Genomic DNA, 12714 nt, shown 5'->3' with positions numbered 1-12714 from the left:
TGATCCGGAAAAGTGCGAAGCGGTTTTCCCTCGCGACAAACGCGGAACGCGTTTGCGCGGAGATCATGCTCAAACAATAACCTAAAGCGCGATGACGATTCATCCTAATCTCATCGCGCTTTAGCGCAAGTTCCGCGCCTGCACCCGCCTGCCGCAGCGCCGGAACCGCGAGCCGACTGATGTCGTTAACCTGCGATAACGGAGGAGACGGCCGTGAGCAGCGAGCGGCGTGGCGGCAAAGGTCCGGTGGCCGTTGCATTGGTGGTTGCGATCGTCAGCGTGGCGTCGCTGACCATGTTGGTGCGCGACCGCTGGTACGCGCCCGAGATCAAGCCGGCAGCCGAAGCCCAGCACTCGACAACGGGCCAAGTCGCGCGCGCCGCGGGCGCCACCGTGCTTCCGACCGATCCCTCGCTCGCCGTCGAGCCCAAGCCGGCCGGACCGAAGCGCGCCCAGCCGGCTAATCCCTATTGAATGCTGCGATCGCGCTGCGAGATCTTGAGCGCTGGGATCACGTGGGCGGCGATCAGGCCGACCACTTGTCATGCTCGCGCAGATACTCCTCGGTGTTGAGCCGGTCGGCGATGTCGTGAGCCAAGCCTTCGCTGTCGGTCTCGGCGATCGGCTTGCCATCCTGGCTCTTGATGCTGCCCTTGTCGGCCTCGACCGGAAAATCATGCGGTTTCAACTGGTCCGGCGCCTTGGTCATCGTCGCCTCCTCCACGGTGTTATTTGCTCCATCAACTCTGCGCCTGACGGGCATGTTCCATGGCTGCGCTGCAACATGCGTAGAGAGGACACCAGCGCAACCGGCCGGCGATCGCTTGACGGCTTCCCATCAAGTCATATAGATGACTAGATGACAGAGATCATCTCCGACGCCCGTCTGCCGCTCTATCAGCGCCTGCGCGATCACCTCGCCGAGCGGATCGCGAGCCACGTCTGGCGTCCGGGCGAGGCGATCCCGACGGAAGCCGAGCTCGCCGCCACCCATGGGCTCTCAATCGGCACCGTGCGAAAGGCGATCGACTGCCTGGTCGCGGAAGGCATTCTGGAGCGTCAGCAGGGCCGCGGCACCTATGTCCGACGCGCCCGCTTCAACTCATCGCTGTTCCGCTTCTTCCGCTTCCAGTCGGAAAGCGGCGAAAGGCGGGTGCCGCAGAGCCGCATCCTCAGGCGGAAAGAGGTGCCCGCGCCGTCCGCCGCCGCCTCGGCGCTGCGCATTCCGCCGGGCGAGCCCGTGATCAACCTGTCGCGGCTGCGACTGATCGACGGCGTCCCCCTGCTCGCCGAGGAGATCTGGCTGCAGAGATCGCGCTTCGCTGCGATCATGGAGATCGACAGCGGCGATTTCTCCGACCTGCTCTATCCGCTCTACGAAGAGCGCTGCGGCCAGGTGGTGGTGTCGGCCGATGAGGTGCTGACGGTTGAAACCGCCAACACCATGCAGGCGCGGCTGTTGCGGCTCGAAGCCGGGGCGCCGCTGATCGTGATCGAGCGCATCGCCTACGATCTCGAACGACGCCCGATCGAGTGGCGCCGCTCGCGCGGGCCGGCGGACCGCTTCCGCTATCACGCCGAAATCCGCTGAGCTCGACCAACAAACAACAACAGAAATGATCCGAAGGGAGGACCAATGTCGAACTGGTACCAGGACTCCACGCCGCTGGAGCGGCGCACCTTCTGGGCGAGCTTCGGTGGCTGGGCGCTCGATGCGCTCGACGTCCAGATGTTCAGCCTGGCCATTCCGGCCCTGATCGCGGCTTTTGGCATCACCAAGGCGCAGGCCGGCCTGCTCGGCTCGATTACGCTGTTCTTCGGCGCCTTCGGCGGCTGGCTCGGCGGCGCGCTCGGTGACCGCTTCGGCCGCGTCAACGCGCTGCAGATCACGGTCGCGACCTTTGCGCTCGCCACCTTCGCCTGCGCCTTCGTCACCGACTACAATCAGCTGCTGGTGCTCAAGGCCATTCAGGGCCTCGGCTTCGGCGCCGAATGGGCCTGCGGCGCGGTGCTGATGGCCGAGATCATCCGGCCCGACCATCGCGGCCGCGCGCTGGGCGCGGTGCAGAGCGCCTGGGCGGTCGGCTGGGGCGCCGCCGTGCTGCTCTCCGCCGTCGTCTTCACCTACCTCCCGAAAGACATCGCCTGGCGCGTGCTGTTTGCGGCCGGGCTGGTGCCGGCACTCCTGATCCTCTACATCCGCCGCGGCATCGTCGAGCCCCCGCGCGCGGTGAAAGCGGCCGATACGCCGTTCCTCGCCACCATCTCCGGCATCTTCAAGCCGGAGGTGTTGCGCTCGACCCTGATCGGCGGCCTGTTCGGCATCGGCGCCCATGGCGGCTATGCGGCGCTCACGACCTTCCTGCCGACCTATCTGCGCGAGGTCCGCCAATTGTCGGTGCTGGGCTCGAGCGGCTATCTCGCCGTCATCATTGTCGCCTTCTTCTGCGGCTGCGTCGCCAGCGGCGTGCTCAGCGACCGCATCGGCCGCCGCGCCAACGTGGCGCTATTTGCCTCCGCCTGTATCGCCACCGTGCTGGTCTACATCTTCGCGCCGCTGTCGAATGCGCAGATGCTGGTCCTCGGCTTTCCGCTCGGCTTCTTCTCGGCCGGCATTCCCGCCAGCATGGCCGCATTGTTCAGCGAACTCTATCCCGCCGGCGTTCGCGGCACTGGCGTCGGCTTCTGCTACAATTTCGGCCGGGTCGTCTCGGCCGCCTTCCCGTTCCTGGTCGGCTATCTCTCCGAGCATATCGGCCTTGGGCCTGCGATCGGCATCGACGCCGCCTTCGCCTATGCGCTGGTTCTGCTCGCTGTGCTGATGCTGCCGGAGACCCGCGGCAAGGTGTTCGAGCAGCCGGCCGAAGCGGCCTTACGGGCCTGACGATCGATGATCAGCATCGACGCGCATGCGCATGTGTTCCATCGCGGCCTGACGCTCGCAGGCGAACGACGCTACGCACCGGACTACGACGCGCCGCTGGACCGGTATCTCGCGCAGCTCGACAGCAGCGGCCTCACGCACGGCGTGCTGGTGCAGCCGAGCTTCCTCGGGACTGATAATTGCTATCTCCTGAACTGCATCAGGGCTGCTCCCAGCCGCCTGCGTGGCATCGCCGTGGTCGACCCCACCATCGGCATCGAGGAGCTGCAACGGCTGGATCGCGGCGGGGTCGTCGGCATCAGGCTGAATCTGGTCGGGCGGCCGTTGCCCGATCTCACCGAAAGCCATTGGACGCGACTGCTCGCCAACGTCGCTGATCTCGGCTGGCAGGTCGAGCTGCAGCGGCGCGCAGCCGATCTGCCCGACCTGGTCACGCAACTGCTCGATCACGATGTCACCGTCGTGATCGATCATTTCGCCCTGCCCGATCCAACCTATGGCATCGCGGACCCGGGCTTCGCTGCCGTGCTCAGGCTCGGTACGTCCGCCCGGGTCTGGGTCAAACTATCAGCGCCTTATCGCAACGGCCCCCTGGGCCGCGCCTTCGCGCGCCAGGCCTATCCGCTGCTGCGCGATGCCTTCGATGTCGACCGCCTGATGTGGGGCAGCGACTGGCCCCATACCCAGTTCGAGACGACGCAGGACTACGCCGCCAACCTCGGCTTCCTCGATGAGCTGATCCCGGATCCAGCCGAGCGCGCGCGCGTGCTGGCCGCGCCGCGCGGGCTGTTTCGGTTCTAGACCACCGCATGCATCGCGCGCAGCTATTGCAGATAGGTCGTCAGCTGTGCGCCTTCATCGGCAACGAACACCGCGATCAATTCCGCAGGCTCCGTCGTGCTCGCATTGGCCGAGACCAGATGTGTCGACCCCGGCGGCTCGAAGAACGACTGACCGACCGTGAACACTTCAGGCGGTCCGCCGGCGAGCTGCGAGCGGATTTCGCCCTTGGTGATGTAGGCCGTCACCGAGCCGGAATGCCGATGCGGGGGTGAGAAACCACCCGGACCATAGAAGACGCGGACGATGGTGACGCGCTTGCCCGCCACATTCGGCAGTGGATACGACGCGATCGGCTCGACCTTGTCGAGCGGCGATCCCGCTGCCGCTGTTGTCATGCACAGAGGCTGCAGCGCGCCGGAGATCGCCGTGCTGGTCGCAGGCAAGGCCTTTGCCGTAGCCAGCGCGCAGGCAAGACCCGCCATGGCCGACAACCAGATCGGTTGCCTCAGCGGCCGCGCAGGCCGGCCGAACGCCATTGTCAAAAACGATGTCATGGTCCTTCTCCCTCATCGTTGACGGGCCGTTCACCTCAGGATCTGGCAATGCGCGCCGGCGGCGTCCAGGCATAGGCAACGCCGAACCGATTCCAGACATTGATCACGGCGATTGCCGAGCAGAGATAGACCAGCTCCTTCTCCGAGAACTCCGCGCTCGCCTGCGCATAGACCTCATCGCTGACGCCGGCGGACACCAGGGTCAACGCCTCCGTCCATGCCAGCGCCGCACGCTCGCGGGCCGAGAATAGCGGGGCCTCGCGCCAGACCACGACGAGGTTCAGCTTGTCGGCGGAAACGCCGATCCGCTCGGCTTCCAGAATGTGGAATTGGACACAGAAGGCGCAGCCGTTGATCTGCGAGGCCCGGATCTTCACCAGCTCCATCAGGTCCTTGTCCAGGCCGGCCTTTCCAGAGAGCTGGCTGAGCGCGAGCACGCGTTCGTAGATGTCCGGCGCCAGCGCCTTGAAGTCCGGATAGTCCTTGCGCGCATGTGACATGTGTCACTCCCTGTGCTATATAAGAACACTGCTAAATTATAAGAGCTCTTATATCATGCGCAAGCCGACGAGCAAGCAACGCGCCCATGACGACAGCGCGGCGCAGGAACCCACTCCAAAGGGCCGCGGGCGGATCTCACCTGCGGCTGCGGGCGAGTCGGCGGTTCCGCTGCCGGCCGCGGTCCGGCCACCGCCCCCCGGCGAGGGCAAGCGCGGCGAGCAGGGCTATCTGGCCTATCTGCTGCGCCAGGCCCAGGCAGCCGCCCGGCTGTCGTTCGAACGCGCGCTCGGCGAGCTTGGCGTCACACCGCCGCAATTCGTGGTGCTGACCATGCTCAAAGCCTATCCCGGACTGTCAGGGGCCGACCTTGCCCGGGTCGCGCTGCTGACGCCGCAGACGGTCGGCGTCATCATCCGCAATCTCGAGCGCGACGGCGCGATCGCCAAGACGCCCCACCCGGTCCACGGCCGTATCCTGCAATGGAGCCTGACGGAGCGCGGCCTCGATCTGCTGCAGGCCTGCCGCCGCCATGCCATGGCGCTGGAACGGCGCCTGGAGAAGGGCATGAGCGACACGGAACTTGCGACCATCCGCCGCTGGCTCGCCAAAATTGCGGTTGATCTGCAGGAGGGTTGAGGCGCGCGAGACCTTTGCCCGCACGCCATCGGAGCGGGTAAACTACGGTCCATGACACAGCTCGATTCCTTCTCCCGCCGCGCACTGCTCCGCACCGGGGCCGGCGCCGCCGCACTGCTGGCCGTATCGCGCGCGGCAAGCGCCGCACCCGCGGGCTATGAGGCCTGGCGCGACACGTTCCGCGAGCGCGCGCTCGCCAAGGGCATTTCGTCCGCCACCTGGAACCGTGCCATGGCCCATGTCGAGCCCGACATGAGCGTGTTCAAGGAGCTGCGCAATCAGCCTGAGTTCAAGGAGGAGCTCTGGCAATATATCAACCGCCGCGTCTCCGACTGGCGCATCATCAACGGCAAGATCGCGCTGAAAGAGAATGCGGCGCTGTTTGCGCGCATCGAGAAGGATTTCGGCGTCGAGCGCGGCACCTTGCTGGCGCTGTGGGGCGTCGAGTCGGCCTATGGCGATCCGCTGGTGCAGCAGAATCACATGCGCCCGGTCTTCCCTGCCCTCGCCGCGCTCGCCTGGAACGAGCCGCGCCGCAAGGCCTATTGGGAAGCCGAGCTGATCAACGCCCTGAAGATCGTCGACCGCGGCTGGAGCACGCCGGAGGAAATGAACGGCTCCTGGGCCGGCGCGATGGGGCATACGCAGTGGATGCCCGAGGTCTGGCTCAATGTCGGCTTCGACTATGATGGCGACGGCAAGATCTCGCCGTTCGGCAAGCCCGACGACGCGCTCGGCTCGACCGCGCGCTATCTCGTCAACAGAGGCAAGTATCACCGTGGCGAGCATTGGGGCTACGAAGTGCGCGCGCCCGGCAACATGTCCGGCAGCCGCTCCTATTCGGCGTGGCAGAGTGCCGGCGTCACCCGCGCCGACGGCGAGGCCTTTCCGCAGCCGAACGCAGCCGCGCAGCTCTGGATTCCCGTCGCCGGCGGTCCTGCGTTCCTGCTGGGGCCGAACTTCTATTCGGTGAAGAGCTACAATCCCGCGATGAGCTACGCGCTCGCGATCTGCCATCTCGGCGACCGCATCCTGGGCGGCCCGCCCTTCATCCAGCCCTTCCCCGGCTCGGAGCGCGCGCTCACGCTCGCCGAAGTGCAGGAGATGCAGAAGCGCCTCACGGCCGCCGGCTTCGACACCGGCGGCACCGACGGCCGCGTCGGCAACGACACCATGAAGGCGATCCGCGACTTCCAAGCGAAGGCGGGCCTCATCCCGGCCGACGGCTATGGCGGCTTGAAGGTGCTGGCGAAGCTCAGGCAGGGCGGCTGAGCACCGTCCGCGGTAGCAATCCCAAAGAAGAAGTCACGGCTTGACCGCGGCCTCACGCTGGCTTGCCCTCGGCGTCTTCGATCTCGGTTGCGACCCCGTCGCCGCCTTGACGCGGATGCGCATGGAGCCGCCCTTCGGCTGCTCCTCGATTTCGAAGGCGCCGGTCTTGCGCACGAGATCGCTGAGCTTGCGGCAGCCATAGGTCCGTGGGTCGAAATCGGACACGAGGTTTGAGAGCTGCTTGCCGACCTCGCCGAGCGCGACCCAGCCGTCCTCGCTCTCCATCTGCGTGATCACCTTCTTGATGATGGGGGTCGCCGCGCTGTTCGGCAGCAGCGACTTCGGTGTCGAAGCCGCATCGGCGTCCTTGCTGGTCGCAGCGCCGCTGCGCAGGTTTTCCGTGTAGACGAACCTGCGGCAGGCCTGACGGAAGCTCTCCGGCGTCTTCTGCTCCCCGAACCCGAACACGTCGATGCCCTGCTCGCGGATGCGCGCCGCAAGCCGGGTGAAATCGCTGTCGGACGACACCAGGCAAAATCCGTCGAAACGCCCGCTGTGGAGCAGGTCCATCGCATCGATCACCAGCGTGATATCGGAGGCGTTCTTTCCGGTGGTGTAGGCAAATTGCTGCTGCGGGACGATCGCATATCTCGCCAGCGTATCGGCCCAGGGCTTCGAGCGCGGACTGGAAAAGTCGCCGTAGATGCGACGCACGCTCGCTTCGCCGATCTTGGCGATCTCCTCGAACAGCCCGTCCACGATCTTGGCCGAGGCATTGTCCGCATCGATCAGAACGGCGAGACGGGGCGAACGAACTTCGGATGGCATCACGTGTCCCTCAGAATGGCCCTGATTGCCCGCTTCTATATACGCGTGCCGCGATCCCGTCAGACTAAATTTCATACGCGGTGTCCGAGGCGCGTGGGCGTTGTAGCGAGTTGATCGCTGGGCGGTCGGTGAGCGTTCTCATGACCAGAGAACTGATAGTGGGCGTCCGGTCACGATGAGGATGTGAGACCTCCTCCTCGCAAACCTCCGGAATTGTCGAGGCTGTCGATATAAGCGCAGAACATGTCTGCCATCGCGTCGGCATAGGCAGCGATCTCCGCCGGCCTGCGCGGCGTCTGCGAGAAATGCTCGCCGACCTTGTTGAGCGTCGTCTTGATCAGGTCGCTGGCTAATTTGCGCGTCTGGTCTGAGGCGTCAGGCAGCGCCTCCTGCATGAAGGCCCGCATCGTGCGGCCGCTTCCCGCGTGCGCCTGGCGCGCTTCGGGCGCATCGCGATAGAGCGGCGCGGCGTCGTGCAGCGCCACGCGGATCGCCGCCTCCTCGCATTCCGACCGGATGAACGCGTGGACCAGCCTGCGCAGCCGATCCAGCGGCGGCCGCTCGCGATCCTCTAGGATGCCGCGCAAGAGATCGCTGGTCTGCCGCCACTCGTCACTCTGCAGCCGGAACAGGATCGCCGCCTTGTTCGGAAAATATTGATACAGTGATCCGACGCTGACGCCGGCCTTCTCGGCGACACGCGCGGTGGTGAAACGCTGCGCGCCTTCCTTCGCCAAAACCTGAACAGCAGCCTCCAGGATGGCGGCGACGAGGTCGGTCGAGCGCGCCTGTTTGGGCTGTTTTCGCGAGGAAATTGAAGCACTTCGACGAGGGGCCATGGCGGGGTCCGGGGAATGCGAATAGGAAATGCGACGAATTAGTCGTATTTCAAGCCACGCACAACAACGCACTTCGCTTGACCGGAGACCTCCATGACCACCCTGACATCAGCCCCGCTTGCGCCGCTGCTGGAGCGCCTGTTCGCACAGGCCGCCGACAACCGGCCTGAAGCGAGCCCCGCCTTCGCGGATTTTTCCGACGCGGAGCTGTCACGGCTTCTGCAGAGCCGGACCGACTACATCGATCTCTACGCCCGGCTCAAGGACATCCCGCTCCCGGTCTCGCGCGAGACCGGCGCCCTGCTCTACATGCTCGCGCGGGCGAGCCACGCGCGCGATATCGTCGAGTTCGGGACGTCGTTCGGCATCTCGACACTGCATCTCGCCGCCGCGCTGCGCGACAATGGCGGCGGCCGGCTGATCACCTGCGAGTTCGAGCCGTCCAAGATCGCGCGGGCGCGCGCCAATCTGGCGGCCGGCGGCGTGAGCGATCTGGTCGAGATCCGGGAGGGCGACGCGTTGAAGACGCTGAGCGCCAATCTTCCCGAGACGATCGACCTCGTGCTGCTCGACGGCGCCAAGCCGCTTTATCCCGACATCCTGCGCCTGCTCGAGAGCCGGCTGAGGCTGGGCTCCCTCATCATCGCTGACAACGCCGATGACAGCCCCGACTATCTCACGCAGGTGCGTTCAGCGGCGAGCGGCTACCTGTCGGTGCCGTTCGCCGAGGATGTCGAAGTATCGATGCGGATCGGCTGAAGCCGTGTCCGGCGGGCGCTCATGCCCGTCGCAATGCGCTGCCTGCAAACATGCCGCCATCGATCACGAGCTCAGTGCCGGTCACGTAGGCCGAGGCATCCGACGCCAGATAGAGCACGCCGGCCGCGATCTCCGCGGCCTGCCCGGCGCGGCCGAGCGGGGTGGCGAGCCTGGCGCGCTCCTGCGGATCGATCGGCGCATTCTGCCCGCCACTAGCATCGGTTGGGATCTTGCCCCAGATCGGGGTGTCGATGATCCCGGGGTGCACCGAGTTGACGCGGATGCCGTCACCAAACGTCGCACACTCCATTGCGATCGCCTTGGCGAACAGCCGCACGCCGCCCTTGGTGGCGCAGTAGCCGGCCAGTCCGACGGCGCCGCGCAAGCCAGCCAGCGACGACATCATGATGATCGAGCCGCCGCCGGTCTTGCGCATCAAAGGCAGGCTGTGTTTGACCGACAGGAATACGCCGTCGAGATTGATCGCGGTCTGCCTGCGCCAGTCGGCCAGCGACATCTCGGTGATCGAGGGCACGCCAATGCCGATGCCGGCATTCGAGACCAGGATGTCGAGACGGCCGTGCCGCTTCCCAACCTCGGCGATCACTTCGATCCAGCGTGGCTCGCTGGTCACATCCTGATGCAGGAACGTTGCGTGATGGCCGTGTTTGCTGATGCCGGCAACGACCTCCGGACCCTTGAGGTCATCGACATCGCTGACCACGACCGACGCGCCTTCGCGCGCCAACAGTTCGGCAACTGCCGCCCCGATCCCGGATGCACCGCCAGTGACCAGCGCGACCTTGCCCTCGACCTGTCCTGCCATCTTGATTCCCTGCCGTTTCCTATTGCCCGACTCATCTTTCGAGGTAGCTCGATTCATACCTGACCGAGCTCGCCGGGATATTCATTTCACATCTAAAATTCAACATTGGAACGCTGTTGATGCAACACTAACGGCGCCGCTCGCTAGCTATTGTCACACATACGATTTCCCGTGTGACAACTAATGAGTTCCATAGACTACAAAGAGAGCCTGTGGAACTATATAGGACAACATTGCTGTCTAATTGGTCACAATTTGCCCATTGTCTTCTGACTCTGATCTGACTTCGCGAGAATAGGAAGTGATTAGTATCAGTATGCGTGTGTTTAACTAACGATGGAGCGACGCCATGCGTGTCGCAGTTATTATTGTAGCAATCGCCACGATGACGACGCCATCCTACGCGTCGAATTCATGCATGACCAAGAGCGAGGCGCGTAGTCAGTTCGCCACCGTCCATATCTACTGGCACGGTCTTAACCACTGTTGGGACGCTACGCCACCGTCGCGGCGACATCACATCGCGCGAGTTGAACGGCAGGCTGTTCGGCACAAACTGACGAAGGAGGATGCGCCAAAAAAATGGCGTGATGCGCGGTCGGAGCTGATGGTTAGCGCCGCCCCCCCACAATCGAGCGAGCAAGTGATCGATCCCTCGAATACGCCCATCCCTAAGAATACGCCCATCCCTAAACCGAATTGGTCCGAGCGCTGGGTTGACGTCGCGCAAGTTGCTCCAGTCTCTCTGCCCACGATCGCACCCTCTGTCCTGCTCGCATCGTCGAACCCAAAACCCGCATCCAAATCCAAAGTCGAACCTTATGGAGTCGTCCTGTTGGTCTTCGGCTCAATCTTGATGCTTGTCTTTGTTGGAGCCGTGTTTAGATCCGGTAGCACATCCATCGGCGTTATCGTCGCGAATGCACAACGCCGAATGTACTATTGATGCGCGCAGTCCCGACTTCGCTTCTGTGCATGCCGGCAGCATGTTCGGCGACGACCTTTTGGGCTGACGACGATGTCGTGCTGTCACGACGCGACCGCCGGGGTGCCAGACGCCAACCGGCCCAAATGGACCCAATGCCGACCTCAGGCGTTAGGGGACGACCTGCATCAGCGGTCTCCCCATGGAAACGATCGAGGCCTATCTCAACCGAAAAGGTGAAGAACTCAGGCTCCTCAATGACTGCCTGAGAAACCCGCTGCAACTCGCTCAGCCAGGTTCGGTGAACCAGGTGATCCGGGACAAGTTCCAGTTGACCGCCAGGCTCAAGGCTGAGTATGCGCTGTCTCATTGGGCGATCACGGAGACAGCTTGGGCAGATCGGGTTCAACCTCGCAGCGGTCCGTTCGCGTTCGACTATGATTATCAGCGCGCGGATCTCGACGTGCGCGGCCCATCCTTTTACGATTTCGACCCGGGTTGGACCAGCGAAACGATCTATACCGCTTCCGGCATGGCCGCGATCTCGGCGCTGCTGTTCGCCTCGGCTCGGGTGATCGGCAAAGCCGATCTGGTCCTGCTGCCCGGCACCTACGGCGAAACCCTCGAACTGGTCGAAGCCTACACCCGCCACCTGCGGCCGGTCACGGTGGGCCGCGCGTTGGACGACGTGATCACGTCAACGAGTTCTCCTCGCGTGATGCTGCTCGATGCCTGTGCGTCGGCCGCCCTGTTCGAAGCCACCCTTGGCTGCAGGACTCCTGCGATCGATCTCCTGATTTTTGACAGCACCTGCCTCGCAACCGGCTCGGGACGCATCCGGCGCGTCCTCAACTGGGCTCGCAGTTGGGACATCCCCGTCGTGATGGTGCGGAGCCATACCAAGCTGGATTCGCTCGGAGCGGAATATGGGCGCCTCGGCTCTGCGGTTTTCCTCGATTGGAACAGCGATCATTCGCGGCTGATCGGATCCAAGCTCAAACAGCTGAGTACGGAGATGCGGAATGCAGTTCGGCTCCTGGGCGGGGCGGCGCTGCCGGCGCATTTCCCGCCCTATGTCGGCACGTCAGTCTATCGCGAACTGACCAACAAGCGGATGGCTGCGATCCTGCGCAACACCCGCCGGGCCGCCCGATATTTTGCCGCCGCACTCCCAGGCTTGACCGAGGAGCTACGCTTCGCGCACGCCCTCTATGTCACGCTCAGCAGTGCGACGCCGCTTGATGAGGCAGCAGCGCGGCGCAGAGCCGCGGCCATGAGCGATGACTTGGCCGCGGACGGCTTTCCGATCCGGCATGCCGGCAGCTTCGGCTTCGATTTTGCCGCTACGGAGTGGTTTCACAGCGCCGCGACCGACGCGTACAGCATCCGCGTTGCCGTTCCTGATCTTCCGACCGAGCTCTGGAATGATCTCACTGACGCGATTGCGCGATGGTGGTCGGCGCATCAGGGCACGACGCGCGCAGCCCGGCGGGCGACTCACCTGGCATGATTCTGCCCGGCTGCTCCCTGCTGCAGCGGGCAATCCGACCAGCCAGCGCATGCGCGCAAACATTCATTTCGCGAAGTGCTTCAACTACATCACTCAGTCGAGATCTCTCGCCCAAATTTCCTTCTTTCGTTTTTTCAGAATTTATGTTCTGTTCGAGCTGTCCCGCCTCATGAGAGGGGCGCATCGCGATCGTCACGAACGTCGAGTGCGGGATGCGGTGGCCGCGATGATGCCGCAGCGTAGTTCACCTACGCGGACGAACGGCAGCGCGCGGACGTGAAGTCGCGTGGTCCTGGCGCCCCGACGCTGGCGCTAAGCCTTCAGGTGATGATCCCGAGGGCGACGGTGGCTAACAAGCCCGGCACACCGAGGAGAGCGCGATATAAGCGTGAATCCG

15 protein-coding genes are annotated in these 12714 nt (G+C 64.3%); 9 read left to right on the top strand and 6 right to left on the bottom strand.

Annotated elements, in window-relative coordinates:
• Positions 1–213 precede the first annotated feature (213 nt).
• Positions 214–474, top strand: a complete 261-nt coding sequence (locus BRAS3843_RS27790) for a hypothetical protein (protein ID WP_008972457.1) — start codon at positions 214–216, stop codon at positions 472–474.
• A gap of 52 nt (positions 475–526) precedes the next feature.
• On the opposite strand, the gene BRAS3843_RS27785 is transcribed toward BRAS3843_RS27790, so the two are convergent.
• Entirely contained in the window at positions 527–709 is a 183-nt protein-coding gene (locus tag BRAS3843_RS27785; protein WP_008972456.1) for a hypothetical protein, read from the bottom strand.
• Between the two features lie 150 nt (positions 710–859).
• Between BRAS3843_RS27785 and BRAS3843_RS27780 the strand changes: the two genes are divergently transcribed.
• The 3 genes from BRAS3843_RS27780 to BRAS3843_RS27770 are packed head-to-tail and all read left to right on the top strand — an operon-like array spanning position 860 to position 3685.
• The gene (locus tag BRAS3843_RS27780; RefSeq protein ID WP_008972455.1) at positions 860–1591 is read left to right on the top strand and encodes a GntR family transcriptional regulator; all 732 of its coding nucleotides are present in this window, start codon (positions 860–862) and stop codon (positions 1589–1591) included.
• A 45-nt stretch (positions 1592–1636) separates the two neighbouring features.
• Positions 1637–2884, top strand: coding sequence for an MFS transporter (locus BRAS3843_RS27775; protein WP_008972454.1), 1248 nt, complete (start codon positions 1637–1639; stop codon positions 2882–2884).
• 6 nt (positions 2885–2890) lie between these two features.
• Positions 2891–3685: an amidohydrolase family protein gene (locus BRAS3843_RS27770; protein WP_008972453.1), complete on the top strand. Its 795-nt coding sequence runs from the start codon at positions 2891–2893 to the stop codon at positions 3683–3685.
• A gap of 23 nt (positions 3686–3708) precedes the next feature.
• On the opposite strand, the gene BRAS3843_RS27765 is transcribed toward BRAS3843_RS27770, so the two are convergent.
• Entirely contained in the window at positions 3709–4203 is a 495-nt protein-coding gene (locus BRAS3843_RS27765) for a cupin domain-containing protein (RefSeq protein WP_085967029.1), read from the bottom strand.
• 53 nt (positions 4204–4256) lie between these two features.
• Positions 4257–4721 carry a carboxymuconolactone decarboxylase family protein gene (locus BRAS3843_RS27760; protein WP_008972451.1) on the bottom strand — a complete coding sequence of 155 codons (465 nt, stop codon included), beginning with the start codon at positions 4719–4721 and terminating at the stop codon, positions 4257–4259.
• A gap of 55 nt (positions 4722–4776) precedes the next feature.
• Here BRAS3843_RS27760 and BRAS3843_RS27755 point away from each other — a divergent pair, with 55 nt between their 5' ends.
• Together BRAS3843_RS27755 and BRAS3843_RS27750 are read left to right on the top strand one after the other, a co-directional pair.
• Positions 4777–5358, top strand: a complete 582-nt coding sequence (locus BRAS3843_RS27755; protein WP_008972450.1) for a MarR family transcriptional regulator — start codon at positions 4777–4779, stop codon at positions 5356–5358.
• Positions 5359–5409: 51 nt separating this feature from the next.
• Positions 5410–6630 carry a lytic murein transglycosylase gene (locus tag BRAS3843_RS27750; protein WP_008972449.1) on the top strand — a complete coding sequence of 407 codons (1221 nt, stop codon included), beginning with the start codon at positions 5410–5412 and terminating at the stop codon, positions 6628–6630.
• A 33-nt stretch (positions 6631–6663) separates the two neighbouring features.
• Here the strand turns inward: BRAS3843_RS27750 and BRAS3843_RS27745 are convergent, their stop codons facing one another.
• A complete protein-coding gene (locus BRAS3843_RS27745; protein WP_008972448.1) occupies positions 6664–7458 on the bottom strand; it encodes an NYN domain-containing protein in 795 nt (264 codons plus the stop codon).
• A gap of 170 nt (positions 7459–7628) precedes the next feature.
• A complete protein-coding gene (locus tag BRAS3843_RS27740; protein WP_008972447.1) occupies positions 7629–8297 on the bottom strand; it encodes a TetR family transcriptional regulator in 669 nt (222 codons plus the stop codon).
• 93 nt (positions 8298–8390) lie between these two features.
• Here BRAS3843_RS27740 and BRAS3843_RS27735 point away from each other — a divergent pair, with 93 nt between their 5' ends.
• On the top strand, positions 8391–9056 hold the full coding sequence (locus BRAS3843_RS27735) for a class I SAM-dependent methyltransferase (RefSeq protein WP_008972446.1): 666 nt from the start codon (positions 8391–8393) through the stop codon (positions 9054–9056).
• Positions 9057–9075: 19 nt separating this feature from the next.
• Here BRAS3843_RS27735 and BRAS3843_RS27730 read toward each other — a convergent pair whose 3' ends face one another.
• Positions 9076–9882, bottom strand: a complete 807-nt coding sequence (locus tag BRAS3843_RS27730) for a glucose 1-dehydrogenase (RefSeq protein WP_008972445.1) — start codon at positions 9880–9882, stop codon at positions 9076–9078.
• A 349-nt stretch (positions 9883–10231) separates the two neighbouring features.
• On the opposite strand from BRAS3843_RS27730, the gene BRAS3843_RS40980 reads away from it, so the two are divergent.
• Together BRAS3843_RS40980 and BRAS3843_RS27725 are read left to right on the top strand one after the other, a co-directional pair.
• Entirely contained in the window at positions 10232–10828 is a 597-nt protein-coding gene (locus tag BRAS3843_RS40980) for a hypothetical protein (protein WP_008972444.1), read from the top strand.
• Positions 10829–11009: 181 nt separating this feature from the next.
• Positions 11010–12317 (top strand): hypothetical protein, encoded by a 1308-nt coding sequence (locus BRAS3843_RS27725; RefSeq protein WP_008972443.1) that lies wholly within the window; start codon positions 11010–11012, stop codon positions 12315–12317.
• The last annotated feature ends 397 nt before the right edge of the window (positions 12318–12714 follow it).

Source organism: Bradyrhizobium sp. STM 3843, assembly GCF_000239815.1.
In the GTDB taxonomy this organism is placed as follows: domain Bacteria; phylum Pseudomonadota; class Alphaproteobacteria; order Rhizobiales; family Xanthobacteraceae; genus Bradyrhizobium.
The sequence above is the reverse complement of the archived record's forward strand: the minus strand, read 5'-3'. Positions and strand labels throughout refer to the sequence as shown.